The sequence below is a fragment of the Tenacibaculum litopenaei genome (assembly GCF_964514025.1).
Lineage (GTDB): Bacteria > Bacteroidota > Bacteroidia > Flavobacteriales > Flavobacteriaceae > Polaribacter > Polaribacter litopenaei.
The window spans coordinates 171,702-191,374 of sequence record NZ_CAZEQT010000006.1 but is presented as its reverse complement, the minus strand read 5'-3'; the positions used below and the strand labels follow the sequence as shown (position 1 = coordinate 191,374).

Sequence of the window (19,673 nt, the reverse complement as noted above, 5' to 3'; positions counted from 1 at the left end):
AAACACAACTAAAATGATTCATTTCTTTGGAAACACAAACGGCAAAGTTTTTGCTGTTCAAACAACAGAAGAATTAAGCAACGAAACTATTTCGAAACTTACTTGGTTATTTGGTAACCAACCTAAAATAAATGCGGCGTCTCTCGACGCCTTTTTTGTTGGGCCAAGAGCAGCAATGATTACTCCATGGAGTACTAATGCCGTGGAAATTACGCAGAATATGGGGATTAACTCATTAGTGCGAATTGAAGAATTCCAAGCCGTTTCGGAAGATTTTTCTGATTTTGATCCAATGATTTCTCAAAAGTATCACGGACTGAATCAGGAGAGTTTTACCATTGCAATTACTCCTGAACCCGTATTAGCGATTGATGATATCGCAGCGTACAACGAGCAAGAAGGTCTCGCTTTAAGTGATGAAGAAATTCAATATCTGAACGACGTCGCTGCAAAAATTGGAAGAAAACTAACCGATTCTGAAGTTTTTGGATTTTCTCAGGTGAATTCGGAACACTGTCGTCATAAAATATTCAACGGTACTTTTGTCATTGACGGAGAAGAGCAACCTACTTCCCTATTTAAATTGATTAAAGAAACTTCGAAGCAACACCCAAACGATATCGTCTCGGCTTACAAAGACAATGTCGCGTTTATAAAAGGACCCGTAGTACAGCAATTTGCGCCTAAAAGCGCTGATAAACCAGACTACTACGCGGTATCGGACTTCGAATCTGTTATTTCATTGAAAGCAGAAACTCACAACTTCCCTACAACCGTGGAACCGTTTAATGGAGCGGCTACTGGATCAGGAGGAGAAATTAGAGACCGATTGGCAGGAGGAAAAGGTTCCCTTCCGTTAGCCGGAACTGCTGTTTATATGACTTCGTACTCACGTTTAGAAGAAAACAGACCTTGGGAACAAGGCATGGAAGAAAGAGCCTGGTTGTATCAAACTCCTATGGATATCTTGATCAAAGCCTCTAATGGTGCCTCTGATTTTGGAAACAAATTTGGACAACCCTTGATCTGTGGTTCTGTATTGACCTTTGAGCACGAAGAAGACGCAAGAAAACTAGGGTTTGACAAGGTAATCATGCAAGCCGGTGGTATTGGTTATGGAAAACAAGAGCAAGCTATTAAAGGAACTCCTACAGAAGGTGATAAAGTGGTCATTTTAGGTGGAGAAAACTACCGTATTGGAATGGGAGGTGCAGCAGTATCTTCGGCGGATACCGGTGAATTTTCTTCGGGAATAGAACTGAATGCTGTGCAGCGTTCGAACCCTGAAATGCAAAAGAGAGCAGCCAATGCTGTACGTGGTATGGTGGAAAGCGATGAAAACTTAATCGTATCTATTCACGATCACGGAGCCGGCGGACACCTTAATTGTTTATCAGAGCTCGTAGAAGATACCGGAGGACATATCGATTTGGATCAGTTACCTGTAGGGGATCCTACCCTTTCAGCGAAAGAAATTATCGGAAATGAATCACAGGAACGCATGGGACTTGTGATTGCCGAAAAACACATAGATACACTAAAAGCAATTGCCGATCGTGAGCGCTCACCAATGTATACGGTTGGAGACGTTACTTCGGATCATCGCTTTACCTTTGAATCAAAGTCGACTGGAGAAAAACCGATGGATTTTGACTTGAATGACATGTTCGGAAGTTCACCTAAAACCATTATGACCGATACTACGGTGAACCGAAACTACCAAGCACTAGACTATACTAGTAGCGAATTTGTCAACTATTTACAACAGGTATTACAATTAGAAGCTGTTGCTTGTAAAGATTGGCTTACCAATAAAGTTGACCGTTGTGTTGGTGGAAAAGTAGCCAAACAACAATGTGCCGGTCCTTTGCAATTACCGTTGAACAATGTGGGGGTAATGGCCTTAGATTATCAAGGAAAAGAAGGTATTGCAACGACTATAGGACACTCTCCTATTTCAGGACTCCTCAATCCGGAAGCTGGTAGTAAAAACTCTATTGCTGAAGCATTGACAAACATCGTTTGGGCTCCATTAAAAGACGGATTACAATCTGTTTCTCTTTCAGCAAACTGGATGTGGCCTTGTAAAAATGAAGGTGAAGATGCCCGTTTGTACAAAGCTGTCAAAGCCGTATCGGAATTTGCCATCGAATTAGGTATTAATGTTCCTACTGGTAAAGATTCATTATCGATGAAGCAAAAGTACCCAACAGAAGAAGTAATCTCTCCGGGTACCGTTGTAATCTCAGCTGCTGCAAATTGTAATGATATCACAGCTGTGGTTGAACCTGTGTTTCAATTAAACCAAGGAAGCGTTTACTACATCAACTTCTCGAATGATGCCTTTAAGTTAGGAGGAAGTTCTTTTGCTCAAGTTTTGAATAAGGTAGGTACAGATGCTCCGAATATTAAGGATGCAGCCGCATTTAAAACGGCCTTTAACGCTTTACAAACCCTTATCAAAGAAGGAAGCATTGCAGCAGGTCATGACGTTGCGTCTGGTGGTTTGATTACGAGTTTGTTGGAATTGTGTTTCGCATCGAACCATGTAGGTGCCAATATCGACCTCAGTGTTTTAGGTGAAGAAGACAGTATCAAAGTATTGTTTTCAGAAAACGCAGGTGTCGTATTCCAAGCTACTAATGACGCTCAGGTGGAAGCGTATTTAAACGCACAAGGCGTAGCTTTTGCCAAAATAGGTAGCGTTATCGAGTCTGATCGCCTCAACATCAAAAACGGATCGGATGTACAAGCTTTGTCTATCCACGAGCTTCGCGATGTTTGGTATAAGACCTCATTCCTTTTTGATCGTAAGCAAACAGCTAACAATTTAGCGGAAGAGCGCTATAACAATTATAAAAACCAACCTTTACAGTTCACCTTCCCTACTCAGTTTACCGGAAAGGTGGATGCTATAGTCGGAACTGTTAATAAACGTCCAAAAGCGGCTATCATTCGTGAAAAAGGTTCTAACTCTGAACGCGAAATGGCTAATGCCATGTATTTAGCTGGGTTTGATGTTAAAGACGTTCATATGACCGATTTAATTTCTGGAAGAGAAACGCTAGAAGATATTCAGTTTATCGGTGCAGTAGGTGGATTCTCTAATTCAGACGTCCTCGGTTCAGCAAAGGGATGGGCAGGTGCCTTTATGTATAACGAAAAAGCACAAACAGCCCTTAAAAATTTCTTTGATCGCGAGGATACACTCTCAGTAGGAATCTGTAACGGAGCGCAACTTTGGATGGAACTTGAACTCATTAACCCAGAGCATGAAGTGCACGGTAAGTTAGTTCACAACAATTCACAAAAACACGAAAGTTCGTTTACCTCGGTTAAAGTTCAGGAAAACAATTCTGTGATGTTAGGAAGTCTTGCCGGAACAGAACTTGGAGTTTGGATTTCTCATGGAGAAGGTAAGTTCAATTTACCTCAACAAGAATCGGACTATCAAATTGTGGCGAAGTACAGCTATGAAGGATATCCTAGTAACCCAAATGGATCTGATTTTAACACAGCCATGCTTACCGATGCAAGCGGACGCCATTTAGTGACCATGCCTCACATCGAAAGATCTATTTTCCAATGGAACTGGGCTCATTATCAGAATGATAGAAAAGATGAAGTTTCTCCTTGGTTAGAAGCTTTTGTAAATGCTAGAAAATGGATCGAAAACCTTGACAACTAACAGTGTAACATTTGTTACAGAACAATTGAATTATTAGTGTTAATTTTGCACACTAATAATATTAGTCTGTTAGAAGGGTTTTAGATTAATAATATTATTAAACCGAGAAGGCACCATTGGTGCCTTCTTTTTTGTTTTAGAGTACTTTTTAAAGCAAAAAAAAGACACTGATCAGTGTCTTTTTCTATCGTTATATATTATCTAAACTTATTTCTCGTTATAATGTACTTCAATTTTTCCTTGACATCTCGTCCAACATCGTAAATCATTTGCTCATTGCTTGGAAATTGAACCGCTCTCAATTTCGCCAGGTCAATAAATTCGGTAGCCAATGCTCTTCTATCTCCCTTATAGGTTCCATAGCGATGTTCAAAAACAAATTCACTTTGCAGAGGAAAATGCTGTACCACTTGTCGGCTGTAATTGTCAATAAAACGAACTTGTCCGGCTACTTTCACCCATTTCGACTGGGTAAACCTATAAAAATGACAGGTAGCTTTGATGTACTTGTCCACTTTTATACTATTTCCTAAACTGTCTTTTACCTGGTTCCCTTTACTGTCAAGCAAAAAGGTTTTACCGTCTTTAATTTGCTTTTCCCTAACGAATTCTTTTTCGTGTATTTGCTCTGGAGAAATATTGATATCTCTAAATAGTAATTCTAAAGTAAAATCGTACTGTTGTCCACGACTTTTTTTGCTGTGATACACCGTCCAAAAATCATTGAGTCCATAGGTGTCAAAATTTAACAAATCATCTTCTAAACGTCTTGGAATGACCTTATCAGTCTCATTTTTCATTGAAACAAAGACAAAATCAGTACCGATGGCATGTGCCTCCTGCATTAGCGCACGAACGTCGCGGTAATTTGGGTTAAGGCGCTCAAGCCTTGCTAAATCGTCATACACACGGCGGTAGTCCCCTTTGTTACGCGATTGGAACACGGCTTTGGCCTGATCGTAGAGATACGCAGACAATTCATTTTTAGACTCGATAATCAAATCCGTATAATTTTGCATGTCAAAATCAGCATATTGTCCAGTTGCCATGATCTTTAATGGTAAAATCGGCTTAATTTTTTCTTGACGCTGACGAAGTCCTTGATACAGCTGATAGATGCGTTCAAGATTTTCCGGATTTCGTTCTTTTTCTAAAAAGGAGATACTTTCTTGATCCCTCGCTGTCGCTTTGTAAAAAGCCTCCTGTAACATGGGCACGTAGGGCTGGTATTTTTCTTTGTGCTTGTTACCTCCTAATTTTTTAACTGCTAAGTTAATGGCCTCGTCGTAGTTTCCTTTACTGATAGCTTTTTGGGTAGTTTTAATACTGCTACAGCTCAAAAGGAACATTCCCAAACTGAGGAAAAAGAATATTTTTTTTTTCATAAATGCTTACTAGTATAGTTTTGTATGCGGCTACCCTTGCAATTAAGATGCCAAAGTATTTGCCACTACAAAACTATACTATTTTAGGAAGCAATTATTCAAATTTTAAATATTTTATCAGGTTTACTTTCGTCGCTTTAAAGGCCTTTAGGCCCACCACTATAAACACGAGTACAGCCAAGATAATTGGGGTAATCACGAACGGAATTACCGGCATATCAATGCGATACACAAAATTGTCTAACCACTCCTGCATAAAGAAATAAGCAATGGGAATTAAAACGACTGATGCAATCAGTGTAATTTTTAAAAATCCTTTCATTAACTGCAACATGAGCTCTTGCACACTCGCCCCCAAGGTTTTTCTAATCGCCACCTCTTTTAAGCGCTGTTGTATGGTTAAGGTAGCCAGAGCGAAAAGCCCTAATAACGAGATGACAATTACAATATAAGTGAGTATTGAAAATAGTGTTTTTTGACGTGTGTACTTCCTAAAAGTACGTTGGAAATTCTTATCCAGAAAACGATAGCTAAAAGGATAATCTTGCTCTATGTTTTGACGCCAAAATTTTTCGACAAATTGCATGGTTTCCTGAATATTTTCGGGATTTACTTTAAGCTGAATATTGTAAAAATTATATTCCTTAATCCAATCAAAGGTATTCCAATGGCAAAAGAAGGTCGGTGGAATTTTACGATCCAGTCCAAAAACGTGGTAATCTTTTACTACTCCTACTACGGTGTACTTATCAATCTCATCATCTGAAGAGAAACCGATTTTGATCTTTTTACCCAAGGGATCCTGATAAATTCCCAGTTGTTTCGCCATCGTTTCATTAATGAGCACATTGCTAATTGTATCCGAGGCCAAATTAGGGTCTAGCTGACGTCCTTTATGCATTTCGATAGCTACCATATCGAGGTAATTAAAATCGATTGCATTGGAATTCGATTGTGCCAAATTATCTCCGTACGAGGTATTCGTGGAATTGGAACTCCCTCCATTCGGAACAAAGAAACTACTAGAAACTTCCTCGATATGCGAGTGTTTGATGAGTTCCTTTTTTGCCAGTTGATATTTGTCATAACGGTCTTCTCTAGCATTCATAGTAATCATGACAACTTGTTCTCCCGCAAATCCCAAGTCTTTTGCCATCATATACGCTACTTGTTGGTAAATTATTATAGATGCCGTCAGGAAAAATCCAGAAATCAAAAATTGAACACCCAGCATGATATTTTGAGCAAAAATTCCTTTTCTACTTCTTGAAATACTTCCTTTTAATACTTCAATAGATTCGAACTTAGCCATGTGCAAGGCGGGAAAATAACCTATAATTAGGGCAATGAACACGGTTACTAAAAATACCTGAAATACTGCTGTTAGCTCGTTCCAAAGCACCAGCTCCTTCCCTATAAATTGATTGAAAGAAGGTAGAATTAGTTCAACTATAAGCAATGCAAATACAAAGGCGATACTTGCTTTGACCAGTACCTCCAACATGTATTGACTCATCAAATTGAATTTCGTAAGCCCTAAAGTCTTCTTAACTCCAACTTCTTTTGCACGTTGAGTCGCCGATGCCAAAGAGAGGTTGATAAAATTGACACAGGAAATAATAAGTAATAAAACTGCCAGTGACAACATGATTACTATGAGTTTATAATTTCCTTTACCTTCAGGTCCACCTTCTTCGGTATAGCTATCAAGTCGTATGGTATTCAAGGGTTCCAACAATACTTTTGTTCCGTACTTACGTTCCCATTCTGCTACACTCAAACCATCTTTTTTAGCCTGGGGTTCAGCTTGTTTTTTTACCCACACCGCGTTAAATTTTTGTTCTAAGGCGGGAATATCAATAACGTCATTGCATTTCAATAATAGATTGTACGAAAAGCTCCCCCAATGGCCTTCGGGCTCCTCTTGGAATTGGCGCACCATATCGGGTTCAAAATAGTGTTTGCCTGTTATTTCGTAAACAGTAGTCACGATATAACTAATGTTTTCGATTTCTATGCTTTGTCCTATAGGGTTGGTTTTCCCAAAATAGGTCGTCGCAAGCTTTTTACTCAAGGCTATGTGGTTTTTCGCTTCTTTAAATTTAGACTTAGAACCTTGAACGATCTCAAATGGAAAGAAGTCAAAAAAGCGAGCATTTCCCATTAATATATTTCGAGTATAGTGTTTTTTATTTCGATACGTTACCAAATCGGCATCGTACCATCCCCTACTCAAATAAAAATCCGCTACCTCCGGCACTTCTTCCAAATAGGTTTTCCCTTCTATTGCCGTACTTGTTGTCCATATTTGCATGTCCGACATTTGATGTACAACTCGGTATACTTTGTCCTTATAAGGGTTTGTACTATTGTAACTCTTTTCATCTTTTAAATACAACAATACCAGCAGCAGCACTCCCAAACTAATGGTCAATCCAGAAATATTCACTGCAGTGTTCAACCAATTCTTTTTTTGGTTTCGAAAAAATAGTTTAAACCAAGTTTTTAACATGTTTATTCAAACTTTAAATAGTTAATCAAATTAATTTTAGTGGCTTTATAAGCCTTTCCTCCTACTACTAGGATCACCAATATCACAAGGATTACGGGTGTAGCCATATATGGCCACCAAGGCATGTCAATGCGATAAACAAAATTATCGAGCCAGTTTTGCATAAAGTAATAGGCAATGGGGAGCATAATGAAAGAGGCAATTACAGTAACTTTGATAAAGGATTTTAGTAATTGGGTCATTATTTCTCTAACAGAAGCTCCGAGTGTTTTTCGAATGGCCACTTCTCTCAAACGCTGTTGTATATTCAAGGTGGCCAATGCAAACAACCCAAGTAATGCCATCAGAATCACGATTGAAGACAATACGAAAAACATCACTTGTTGTCTTTTGTATTTCTCATAGGTTTTTTCAAATTTCTTGTCCAAAAATTCGTAACTAAATGGATATTTATTGTCGATGTTCTCCTTCCAAAAACGCTCTATATCCGCAATAGTTTCCTCCATATTTGGCGTTGTTTTCAGTTTAAATTGTATGGAATGAATCCAATTTTTAGTGAACGGAAAGGTATTGGGATGCACAAAGAACATCGGATCAATTTTTTTATCGAGCCCGTCAAAGTGATAGTCTTTAACCACACCGACAACCGTCAGTTTACGATCATCGCCTTCGTCAATCCACCCTAAACTAACTCGCTTTCCTATCGGATCCTCTGCAATTCCTAAACGCTTTGCTGCAGTCTCATTTATCAATAAATTTTGAATGGTATCCGAAGCAAATTTTTCAGACAATTCACGCCCTTTAACCATGTTTAAGCCTGCAAATTGTATGTAATTAAAATCAATACTATTAGCTCCGGCATTAAAGCCTTCCTCTTTGTATCGCAATGCAGTACCATTCATATTTCCTTCACCGGGAACTAACATACAGGTCGAGATATCAGCAACTCCAGGATGTGAAGCTAAGGCGGCTTTGATTCGTTGGTATTTTTCATACTCATCATTGATATTAAAAACACTCACATCTATTATTTGCTCTTTTTGATAGCCCAAATCTTTCGTAATGATAAAACTCATTTGCTGATAAATAACGAGTACTCCAATTAAAAAGAACCCAGAAATTACAAACTGTAACCCTAGCATTGCATGGCGAAGGGTTCTGCCTCGTCTACTTCGAGCGTAATTCCCCTTAAGTACTTCCACCGCTTTGAAGTTCGACAGATATATAGCTGGAATGCTTCCAATAAATACACTTAACACTAGGGTTATTCCCCAAACGGTCAAGGCAATAGCTTCATCAAACAAGCTGAGTTCTTTTTGTAAGAAATCGTTCACATAAGGCAAGCTCAATTCCACCAAAACTAAGGCGATTAAAAAAGCGAGCATCCCTTGCACCAAGATTTCCCATACGTATTGGAACTGCAATTGAAGTTTGGAAAGTCCCAATGTTTTCTTCACTCCTACTTCCTTTGCTCTTTGACTCGATGCAGCTGTAGAGAGATTGATAAAGTTTACACATGAAATAACTATGAGCAGTACAGACAAGCCTAATAAGGTAATTAACAACTCGTAGTTTCCTTTTCCTGAAGGTCCGGCATAATCGGCAATGTGGTGCAAGCGAATATCAGCAAGACGTTCCAGACCCGTGGTCATAAAACCATAGCGCGATCGCCCTTCTTCGATACTCAACCCCATCTTATCCAATTCTGGTTTGATATTGCGTTCTAGGAGCACTCGGTCCATTTTTTTCTCCAGCTCATCAATAGCCGTTCCTTGCTGGATTTTACAAAACAATTCGTTTTGATAATTTCCCCAGTGTTCTTCAAAAGGGGTAGCAAAAGGCACTAAAACCTCTGACTCATAATGACTTTTTGTCGGTGTTTTGTAGACACATGCGACGGTATATTGTTTCTCGTCCATGGTGAGCATTCTACCCACTGCCGATTCATTAGCAAACAAGGCGGTCGCTACCTTTTCGGAGATTGCGATGTGTTTTCGAGTCGTCGAAAAGTTATCGATGCTCCCCTCTAGGATGTCTAGTGGAAAAAAGTTAAAAAAATTCGGCTCGGTAAACGTGAGCTTTTCCGTAAAATAATGCTGTGTATCATTGCTGAGTACCCGTCCTCTATAAAAAGGAGAAATCATAATGGTTTCGAGTACTTCAGGAATATCTTTTTCATAGTATATCATTTGACCAGCAGTACTGGTATACCAAATCCCATTATCTGGTTTGATGTTCGCTACTCTATAAATATCGTTTTTATAGGGGTTCCACTGATTGTATCGCTTTTCATCTGCCATATACAGCAGTACTAATAGCAGCCCTGCCAATCCCAGGGTCAAGCCCAGAATATTAATAAAGGTATGTATTCCATTTTTTCTGCTGTTACGCATAAAAAGGGTGAGCCAAACTTTAAACATTTTATTCAAATTTTAAATGTGAAATTAAATCTACTTTTGTCGCCCTGTAGGCCTTAAACCCAACCACCATAATAACGAGGCATAGCAGTACCAAAGGACTGAGCATATAGGGCCAGATGGGCATGGATATTCTGTAGGCAAAATTGTCTAACCATTGATTGAGTCCCCAATAGGAAACGGGTATCAACACAGCAGTGGAAATGAGTACTACCTTGACAAAATTTAGCAATAAGTCAGCCATCAATTCACGTACAGAAGCTCCCAGTGTTTTTTTAATGGCCACTTCTTTTAAACGCTGTTGAATTACCAGAGACGAAAGTGCAAGCAAGCCCAGCAAAGAGACACTGATAATTATGATTGTCAAAACACTAAAAAACAATTGTTGTCTTTTATAGGTTTCAAATGTCTTTTTAAACTGCTGGTCTACAAAGCGATATTCAAATGGATACCCAGGCTCTAGCTCTTCTTGCCAAAACTTGGTAATCTCATCCAGTGCTAAGGGTACTTTAGTCAAATCAAGCTTAAAGTGCACGGCGTTAAGATTGTACTTTAACCAATCTATGCCAGAATAATGTAGGTAAAAAACGGGACGAATTTCACGTTCAAAACCTTCGAAATGATAGTCTTTTACCACTCCCTTAATGGTGAACTGTTTTCCAAAAACGGTTACCGTTTTACCGATTGGTGCTTGAATACCTAATTTAGAAATGGCGGTTTCATTCATAATTATACTTTCGGCTGTAAGGGCCGGAGTATTAGAACTAAAGGAATTCCCCTTTACAAACTGAATATCCAACATCTTAAAATGACCGTAATCAACGGTATTCATTTTGCAGTCCACCAAAGCATCTCGATATTCCACATTGTTGGAGTTGTCTTCATCTTTTCCTGGGGTTTCTAAGCTAGAAGAAACACTAATGACATAAGGTTTCTTCTCGAATTCCGCTTTAGCCAGTTGATAGCGTTGCCATCTGTTTTCACCCTTTGCCATGGGTACCACTACAACTCCTTCACCAGAAAATCCGAGTTCTTTAGTATTCATAAAGTTGACCTGTGATTTTACAATTAGTGCGCCGATTAAGAAAAATCCTGCGAAGAATAATTGAACTGCAAGCATGGTATTTCGAAAAACCATAATACTCTTTGGGCTTCCTAATTTTCCTTTTAAGGCAGTAAGTGTTTCCATTCTTCCCAAAAATCCACTGAACAGGATTCCTACCAGTAAACTTATCAGCAAGGCAATTCCGACAATTTTAACAAATAGCATTCCTGTAATAACAGAGACGTTCAAACCAAAATAATCGTTGAACAGGGGTAAAACAAACTCAGCTGTTCCAAAAGCCACTACTACAGCAATGCCTATTTGTAGGGCTATTTCACCTGAGTACTGCAAGTAAAACCATTTTTTTGCCAAGCCCAATACTTTCTTAACGCCTACTTCCTTCGAGCGTTTTACGCCATTGGCAAAAGAAAGGTTGATAAAATTAATGGTAGATATCAGCAGTATGAGTAATGCTAAGGAAATACTAAGCATTAGAAATAAATAGTTCCCCTTCCCTTCTAAGGGACCTAAGTCACCTTTCCCATGAAGGCGATAGTCAGCCAATTTTTCTAAAAAGGGAACGGATCCGCTTCGTTCTAAATAAGCATCCAAAGAGATTCCTTCTTGCGTTGCTTCTTTTTGATAGTACTCATCTATAAATACTTGTAGTATTTTCTCTTCGACATTGGCAATCACTGCATCATCGGCTATTTTGTAATAGGTATACTGCGAGTAGGCTCCCCAATTATTGGCTTGATTTTTATTCACACTGTCCCATATCACCACCTGTGGTAAGGTTGTAGAGGCCTTTTGCTGCTTAAAAACTCCACTCACCACATACGTATCTTTTCCTATGCGCAGTGCTTTGCCTATAGGATTGCTTTTCTGGAACAGGTGTTCACTTACTTCCTCAGCAATAACAATGGAATTCTTGGTTGCGAATAACTCGTCTTTATTTCCCTTACGTATTGGATGTGGGAAAAATTCAAAAAAATTAGGTTGTGCATACAATATTTTTTTTGAGAAAAAGCTACGCTCTCCCACCTGTAGCAAATCTTCCATGTACCAAGACGGCATACTAAGCGCATCCGTTATTTCAGGGATGAGCTCCTTACACTTGGCCGCTTCTGGCTGCGTACTATCATCAAAAACCTGACCATCAGAAAAACGATGTCCCACTTTATAGATGTGATCTTTATGCGGATTCCAAGCATCGTACGCCACTTCGCTGTCATAATATGACAACCCGATCAGCAAACAGAGCAATCCCAAAGACAATCCACCTATATTAACAAGGGTACTCATCCAGTTTTTGATACTATTGCGATAAAATAATTTAAACCAAATTCCTATCATTTGAGCGCGTATTAATTACTGCACAAGAACATCAACTTCCTGCTTATTCGATGTCTCCGATACAATTTCACCATCTTTTAAAGTCACGATACGCGAAGAGAATTTTGCATCGTATGACGAGTGAGTAACCATAATAATGGTCGCTCCACTGCTGTGCAATTCTGTAAGTAGTTCCATTACATCATTTCCGCTCTTACTATCGAGATTTCCCGTTGGCTCATCCGCTAAAATTAATTTTGGATTCGTTACCAGTGCTCTAGCCACGGCAACGCGTTGTTGCTGTCCTCCTGACAATTGCAATGGAAAGTGTTTTGCGCGATGGGCAATTCCGATACGCTCTAGGATTGCCTGTACACGCTCTTTTCTTTCCGAAGCTTTTACCTTGTTATAGATCAAAGGCAACTCGACATTTTCAAAAACCGTTAGCTCATCGATAAGATTAAAATTTTGAAACACAAACCCTATATTAGCTTTGCGTACACCAGCGCGTTCTTTTTCGGTATAGCCAGCCACTTCCAATCCATCAAAGGAATAACTTCCTTGATCTGGCCCATCTAATAATCCTATGATGTTTAGTAACGTAGATTTACCACAACCAGAGGCTCCCATGATAGATACAAATTCTCCTTCTTTTACCGTCAAACTCAGGGAATTTAAGGCTGTTGTTTCTACTTCTTCTGTTCTGTAAGTTTTTACTAAATTCTCAATTGTAATCATCGTATGTTATTTTTTATTTCTTATTAACTTTAATTCTATAGTGGTGAGATTTGAGGCTACCACTTGCTTTAACTTATTCTACTGTCTCTTTCTTTTCTTTAGGTTGCTGCTCCATCCAATAACATTGATAGGTTCCTTGTGCATTACTCCCTTTTATTTGCAGGCGATATTGCTCATTACTAATCACTGGAAGCACCAGAATTGCTGCACAACGACGATCTACAACACCCGACTTCCACAAAGCTTTTCCTTTCGAATCCACGATCTCAAATACCAACTCCCCTCGTGTGAGTTTTGCATCGATAACCACACAAACCCGTTCGGTATGTATACTTGCCAATGAATGCGATTTATTCCCGGAAAAGTTACTGAACTTAGAAGTTATTTCCTGTTTGTCATTTCGGGGTCCTTCTGTAGTTAAAGAGCCCAAGGCACCACTTGCAATACATCCTAAAAACCAAGTAGTTAAAATAAACACTAATCTCATTGTCGCTATTATTTTTCGTTAATATTGAGTTGTTCCATATCCTTAAAATCATCATAACTAGAAGTAATTACCCGATCACCTTCTTCTAACCCGCTCAACACCTCATAGTAAAATGGGTTTTCTCTTCCAATTTTAATAGTTCTTTTTACAGCCTTGTTGTCAGCGTTTACAACAAATACCCATTTGCCATTGGTAGACTGATAAAACGGCCCCTTGGTAATCAGTAAAGCTTTGCTATTACTCGACAAGAATACCTTACTTTTCAAGCTCATTCCTCTTTTTAAGTTTGCAGGCATACTATCGTTTTTAAAACGCAGCTCCACTGTAAAGCGCCCATTCACAACTTCGGGATAAATTTTATGCAATTCAATATCATGCGGGGTGTTTTCCACAGCAACTTTCCCTTTAATTCCTTCTTCTAGCTTAGCAATATAATATTCATCTACTTTGGCTACCAATTTATAGCCATCCATCACAGCAATTTTCCCTACCGACTCTCCTTGATTGTAGTTTTGACCTAATACTGGATTAAATGAAGACAACAAACCACTAACAGGAGCTTTAACCGTAAAATTTTCTTTGTTCTTTCGCAACAAATCAAGACTTTTTTGCATGTTAGTTATCGAGCTATTTATGCGTTGTAATTGAACATTTCTACTTTTTTTACCTTCTGAAACAGATTGTTTTATAACACCGTTACGTTCTTTTTGGTAGATGAATTCTTGGTTGGATTTTTCATAGTCATTTTTAGCTACCACGCCTTTTTTATACAACTTACTATCTAATTGAAACTGACGTTCGGCATTTTTATAATCGTTATCTATTTGTAATAATTGTTGATCGAGATTCAATTGTTGATTGGTAATATTTACACGAATATTTCTCAAATTATTTATCTGTTCAACTATTGCTGTTTCTTGAGTGAGGTAATTGAGTTCTGCCGATGGGTTGTATACCTTTAACATAGGTGCTCCCTTCTTAACCATTTGACCGCTTTCAACAAACACTTCAGCCACAGAACCACCCTGAATTACGTTTACTAATACCGATGTTTTGGGCTCCACGGTACTGTTAAAAAGTATGACATCTTCAAATTCTCCCTGACTTACCGCTCGTATACTCACTTCATTGCGATCTAGATTTACTTGTTTTTTTCGCGTCAAATTCATCAATAAGATTCCAACAAGTACCACCGCGGGAATTCCATAAATAAGCATCTTTTTTGAGGATTTATTTTTAGGTTTCAACTGTTTGTCCATAATAGTTTTTTTGTGTTGCTTAGCTATATGCGACAAATGTGCCAACAAAAAAACAACGAATTAACTTACTGATAATTAATGTTTTAAATTGTTACAGGTTTTGAGAAGTGTTCGTATTCGAACAATAATTTGTTCACTATCATACAATTATGTAATTATGTAGTATGAGAAAAAAAGAAGCTACCATATTAATAGTAGACGATGATGATGACATCCTGTTTTCAGCACGTATCAGTTTAAAAAAATACTTTACGGCCATCAACACCCTCAACAATCCTAAAAAAATTAGGGAATTCTTATTGAGCAATCCAGTAGATGTAGTGTTGTTAGACATGAATTATCGAATAGGATTTGAAGATGGTAAAGAAGGATTGTATTGGCTTAAGCAAATAAAAGAGTTAAGTCCGTCAACAACTGTAGTACTCATGACTGCTTTCGGAAGTGTACATTTGGCTGTGGAAGCGATTAAACAAGGAGCTACTGACTTTATTTTAAAACCTTGGAATACCGAAAAACTATATGCTGTGGTTAATGCCGGTGTTGAATTGGCAAGGTCTAAACGAAAAACACATCAACTACAACATATACAAGAAGTTAAAGACAAAGACTTCCATCATAAAACGGAACATATCATAGGACGAGCTCCTGCCATGGAATCGGCTATTAAGTTGGTTCATAAGGTCGCCCCCACCGATGCGACTATTTTAATTCTGGGTGAAAATGGAACTGGAAAATACGTATTTGCGAAAGAGATTCACTTAAAATCAAAGCGGAGTTCAAAACCTTTTATACATGTTGATTTAGGAGCACTCAATGAAAATATCTTTGAAAGTGAATTATTTGGCTATGCCAAAGGAGCATTTACAGATGCACATAAAGATACCATAGGACGATTTGAGTTGGCCGAAGGAGGAACCATCTTTCTCGATGAAATAGGAAACCTTCCGCTTCACCTTCAATCAAAACTGTTGACTGTGATTCAAAACAGAAAGGTTACTCGACTAGGAGAAGGAAAAGAACGGGCCATCGATGTTAGGATCATCTGTGCTACCAATGCTCCTATCCACGAAATGGTTAACAACCAAACGTTCCGACAAGATTTACTTTTTCGGATTAACACCATTGAACTAAACCTCCCAGCATTGCGAAATAGACAGGAAGACATTCCGTTGCTCGTCACTCATTTTTTGGAAAAACTAACAAAAAAATACCGCAAACCTATTGCTAAAGTTAGTAAAGAAGCCATGCAAACGCTTTTGAAATATCATTGGCCTGGAAATATCCGCGAAGTAGAACATATAATTGAGCGTGCTGTTATTATCAGTGATACAGAAATCATTCAAACAGAAGATCTCCATTTTTCATCACAACAACTACCCGATGCCAAACTGCAATCGCTTAACCTCGAGGAAACTGAAAAATTATTAATTCAAAAAGCGCTAGAAAAACACCAAGGCAACATTTCTCGTGCAGCTAAAGAGCTCGGTTTAACCCGCGCGGCTCTGTATAGACGATTAGAAAAACATCAATTATAATGGGAACTAAACATTATATACAACTCACAATCCGACTACTACTGTTTTCAGTGAACTCCGTTGCTGTCTATATGAGCATACGATACAATTACCTAATTAACAGCATTGTATTTGTATTGGTCCTTTTATTTCAAGCGTATCTCATTATTGATTATGTTAAAAATGTACTCCTTGAAGTAGAAAAGTCTATTGACTGTTTACTTCACAACGATTACTCCAATACCATTTCTTCAGCCAAAAGAAACGTTCCTCTCTACAACAAAACAGCACTCTTACAAGAAAAGTATAGAAAACAAAGTCTTAGAAAAAGTTCTGAAGAATTAATATTTGTCAATATTATTGAGAGTTTATCGATAGGTTTACTCATTTTAAGGAGAGATCGTAACCATACGATTGAAGTATTTCAGTTAAACAATGCTTTTATTAATTTTCTTCAGATTCCCAAAATGTACAAATGGTCTTTACTAAAAACAAGATTGGGTAAACTCAATGAATTTCTGGAAGAGTGGCGCGAATTTAAACATACCATTACCTTAAAAATTAACAAAAAAGAAGAAACATTTTTTATAAAATCGTCAATTACAACGACCAATTCATACGAGTACTGTGTTATCAGTTTGGAAACGATACAGCAGTTGATTGATAAAAAAGAGAAAGAAGCTTGGTACAAACTCATGAACGTAATGTCGCATGAAATTATCAATACCATTACTCCTATTAGTAGCTTGGCTGAAAACTTATACAGTATTTTACAAGATGATCCTGAGGATGAAGATACCGTTGAAGAACTCGCCCACGGCCTACAAGTAATAAAAAGACGTTCGAGCCATTTGACCAGTTTTGTAGATACCTATAGGAAATTAGCCGAACTACCCCTACCAGCGAAGGAACAAATTGACCTTAACCAACTGATAACAAACACTCTTTCGCTATTTCAAGGAGATTTTGAAAACAATGCTATCAAGGTAACCGTACAAATTCCTGATAATAGCACTGTCCTTGCCGATAAAAATCAATTGGAACAAGTGATTATAAATATTATTTCGAATTGTATCTATGCATTATCCGAAGTAAATGAACCTCTAATTACAATTCAAATTGTTCATGAGCGTTACCGTACCCACATTCATATTACCGATAACGGTATCGGAATTTCAGAAGAAATTAAGGCCAATGTATTCGTACCTTATTTTACTACCAGGAAGGATGGTTCAGGTATTGGACTCACCTTAAGTAAGAGTATTATTGAGGCACATAACGGGAGTATCCATTTTGTTTCATCAAAAGGTAAAACAACATTTACATTGAGCCTATACACCTAACTACATTCATCCCATAATTTAAAAGCCTAGTTATCAAATGATACTTAGGCTTTTTTTATACAACATAGCTAAATTTTAAAAGGACGTCCTATACACCTAATAAAATCATACCATACTTATAGGTTACATCATACGACCTAATGGAATCGTGACGAGCAACCATTAAAACACTTACTATTAGTTCTATAAGAAAATCGAGCATATAGAAAAGAGCACTATAGCGTGCGGTCGTACCTTATAAATACGAAAGCCTGAGAATTGCGTATTTGAAAATAAACTGGGTATGTATCACGTATAACGAATTCTTACGATCGACCTACTCACTCAAACTTAGCCCTTAATTACCGAGGTTAGCAATATCCAGCTTTGAACATATGTAAAGAAGATTACAACTGTAATCATAAAAGCAGGCCAGATCATATTACAGAAGTAAAATACATCTGGGGAGCTGTTGTTACAAATGTAAACAACACTAGTTAACAATTGTAATTTACATATGTAATCAACACTAACACTTTAAATAATAGTGTGTAATACGTTGTATATCAACAAATTAGAGTCAACTATATCTAAAAAGCAGCCATTTATAGAGCTAACTATCAGTATACTAGTTATTTATAGCAAAAATGGGCTAATATAGCCTCTAAATAGCGTACTATTAGCTGATTATGGCTCATTTATAACATTTGTAAACGATTTATATGCATGTAAGGTGTTTATTCATAGCTATTTAGAGGAAAAACTCTTAGTTGTTAGCATTTAGGGTACATACACTCGTATTTATACTTTGCAAACTAGTTACAATTGTAATATCACACCGATGTTTACAAATGTTTCTTTTCTACCCTCCCATTTTCTAACTTTATTCTCAAATTATCCTTTTTTACGACTGTAAACAGCTCTTTTTCTCCTTATAAAGCAGGTATACATTTGTATATACCGACAAAATAAGGCGTATAGATAAAACTTATACTTGATGCTTAACTTGTTGATTTACAAGATTATATGATGTCTAACTTATTGAATAACTTCAAGTTATATATACTATTCATATAATATGATTTAAACTTGTATAATATCATAATTCTATTTACATTTGTATACGAAACCTTTAAATTACATTTGTGAATTCAGAAGCAATCATCTCTCGTCTTAAAGAAATAGTACGTTATTACAATTTAACATTGTCAACTTTTGCTGATAGTATTGATGTACAACGTTCAAGTATCTCTCACCTAATGTCTGGTCGTAACAAACCGAGTTTAGATTTCGTTTTGAAGATCATTGACAATTATCCGGACGTAGATTTGTACTGGTTGTTGAATGGAACGGGTAGTTTTCCTAAAACACAAGAAATTCAGCAAGCCCCTGCTCCTAGTCCTGAAGTAAAACCAATTGAAGAGCCTAAAGTAAAGACGGTAAGTAAAGAAGCTCCTTCACTCTTCTCGACTTTTGACGCCATAGGATCTAATGAAACGAAAACGCAAGAGGTTAACACAACTAAAAAATTAGTTAAAATAATCTTATTGTACGATGATGGAAGTTTTGAAGATTATAATAAATAATAAGGTTGTCTTAGCCCGATTTTTTCCGCAGAATTTCATTTGCAAACAAGCGTATTCGTGACTATCTACAGCATATTTTAAAATATGCTATTCTCAGCAACTTACTTTTGCTCGAGATCGCGCTGTTTCTGAATAAAAGTGCGCGCTTGCAACTCCCATATGGAATACAGCGCTTGTTCCACTCCTGTTGCAAGGAGATAGATGCCGATGTACGGTATTCGCTCCCCATATAGTTTCGTATCATTTTGGCTCACTGCGAAACATATAGTAAAGTACTCTAATTCTAGCTGACGCTAACTCAAGCTAGCACACTCTTAGGTTCAACTGTTAGATATTTTGAAGAAAAGTATTGTCTCTAAAATTACGATTCAATCAAGATCAGATT

At 37.6% G+C, this 19,673-nt stretch carries 11 protein-coding genes; 4 read left to right on the top strand and 7 right to left on the bottom strand.

The genetic code is table 11. The features are described 5' to 3' along the window. Positions 1 to 13: 13 nt before the first annotated feature. Positions 14 to 3,688, top strand: coding sequence for a phosphoribosylformylglycinamidine synthase (purL, locus tag ACKTS5_RS09360; protein WP_408043608.1), 3,675 nt, complete (start codon positions 14 to 16; stop codon positions 3,686 to 3,688). Between the two features lie 197 nt (positions 3,689 to 3,885). On the opposite strand, the gene ACKTS5_RS09355 is transcribed toward purL, so the two are convergent. The 7 genes from ACKTS5_RS09355 to ACKTS5_RS09325 form a co-directional block, all read right to left on the bottom strand. Beyond that, positions 3,886 to 5,073, bottom strand: a complete 1,188-nt coding sequence (locus tag ACKTS5_RS09355; RefSeq protein ID WP_408043607.1) for a hypothetical protein — start codon at positions 5,071 to 5,073, stop codon at positions 3,886 to 3,888. 94 nt (positions 5,074 to 5,167) lie between these two features. Next, on the bottom strand, positions 5,168 to 7,534 hold the full coding sequence (locus ACKTS5_RS09350) for an ABC transporter permease (protein WP_408043606.1): 2,367 nt from the start codon (positions 7,532 to 7,534) through the stop codon (positions 5,168 to 5,170). A gap of 53 nt (positions 7,535 to 7,587) precedes the next feature. Further along, positions 7,588 to 10,005 carry an ABC transporter permease gene (locus ACKTS5_RS09345; RefSeq protein WP_408043605.1) on the bottom strand — a complete coding sequence of 806 codons (2,418 nt, stop codon included), beginning with the start codon at positions 10,003 to 10,005 and terminating at the stop codon, positions 7,588 to 7,590. Between the two features lies 1 nt (position 10,006). After that, positions 10,007 to 12,403: an ABC transporter permease gene (locus tag ACKTS5_RS09340; RefSeq protein WP_408043604.1), complete on the bottom strand. Its 2,397-nt coding sequence runs from the start codon at positions 12,401 to 12,403 to the stop codon at positions 10,007 to 10,009. A 15-nt stretch (positions 12,404 to 12,418) separates the two neighbouring features. Then, positions 12,419 to 13,120 (bottom strand): ABC transporter ATP-binding protein, encoded by a 702-nt coding sequence (locus ACKTS5_RS09335; RefSeq protein ID WP_408043603.1) that lies wholly within the window; start codon positions 13,118 to 13,120, stop codon positions 12,419 to 12,421. 73 nt (positions 13,121 to 13,193) lie between these two features. Then, a complete protein-coding gene (locus tag ACKTS5_RS09330; protein WP_408043602.1) occupies positions 13,194 to 13,607 on the bottom strand; it encodes a hypothetical protein in 414 nt (137 codons plus the stop codon). A gap of 8 nt (positions 13,608 to 13,615) precedes the next feature. Next, positions 13,616 to 14,866, bottom strand: a complete 1,251-nt coding sequence (locus ACKTS5_RS09325) for an efflux RND transporter periplasmic adaptor subunit (RefSeq protein ID WP_408043601.1) — start codon at positions 14,864 to 14,866, stop codon at positions 13,616 to 13,618. A gap of 164 nt (positions 14,867 to 15,030) precedes the next feature. On the opposite strand from ACKTS5_RS09325, the gene ACKTS5_RS09320 reads away from it, so the two are divergent. From ACKTS5_RS09320 to ACKTS5_RS09310, 3 genes are all read left to right on the top strand, one after another. Further along, positions 15,031 to 16,401 carry a sigma-54-dependent transcriptional regulator gene (locus tag ACKTS5_RS09320; protein WP_408043600.1) on the top strand — a complete coding sequence of 457 codons (1,371 nt, stop codon included), beginning with the start codon at positions 15,031 to 15,033 and terminating at the stop codon, positions 16,399 to 16,401. After that, a complete protein-coding gene (locus tag ACKTS5_RS09315) occupies positions 16,401 to 17,723 on the top strand; it encodes a sensor histidine kinase (protein WP_408043599.1) in 1,323 nt (440 codons plus the stop codon). Before ACKTS5_RS09320 ends, ACKTS5_RS09315 begins: the two co-directional genes overlap by 1 nt. A 1,124-nt stretch (positions 17,724 to 18,847) precedes the next feature. Then, positions 18,848 to 19,288 (top strand): helix-turn-helix domain-containing protein, encoded by a 441-nt coding sequence (locus ACKTS5_RS09310; protein ID WP_408043598.1) that lies wholly within the window; start codon positions 18,848 to 18,850, stop codon positions 19,286 to 19,288. The last annotated feature ends 385 nt before the right edge of the window (positions 19,289 to 19,673 follow it).

Excerpts from the sequence above, each read along its gene's own strand:
- purL (WP_408043608.1), top strand. The coding sequence starts at position 14 with ATGATTCATTTCTTTGGAAACACAAACGGCAAAGTTTTTGCTGTTCAA.
- ACKTS5_RS09355 (WP_408043607.1), bottom strand. The coding sequence starts at position 5,073 with ATGAAAAAAAAAATATTCTTTTTCCTCAGTTTGGGAATGTTCCTTTTG.
- ACKTS5_RS09345 (WP_408043605.1), bottom strand. The coding sequence starts at position 10,005 with ATGTTTAAAGTTTGGCTCACCCTTTTTATGCGTAACAGCAGAAAAAAT.
- ACKTS5_RS09340 (WP_408043604.1), bottom strand. The coding sequence starts at position 12,403 with ATGATAGGAATTTGGTTTAAATTATTTTATCGCAATAGTATCAAAAAC.
- ACKTS5_RS09335 (WP_408043603.1), bottom strand. The coding sequence starts at position 13,120 with ATGATTACAATTGAGAATTTAGTAAAAACTTACAGAACAGAAGAAGTA.
- ACKTS5_RS09330 (WP_408043602.1), bottom strand. The coding sequence starts at position 13,607 with ATGAGATTAGTGTTTATTTTAACTACTTGGTTTTTAGGATGTATTGCA.
- ACKTS5_RS09325 (WP_408043601.1), bottom strand. The coding sequence starts at position 14,866 with ATGGACAAACAGTTGAAACCTAAAAATAAATCCTCAAAAAAGATGCTT.
- ACKTS5_RS09320 (WP_408043600.1), top strand. The coding sequence starts at position 15,031 with ATGAGAAAAAAAGAAGCTACCATATTAATAGTAGACGATGATGATGAC.
- ACKTS5_RS09315 (WP_408043599.1), top strand. The coding sequence starts at position 16,401 with ATGGGAACTAAACATTATATACAACTCACAATCCGACTACTACTGTTT.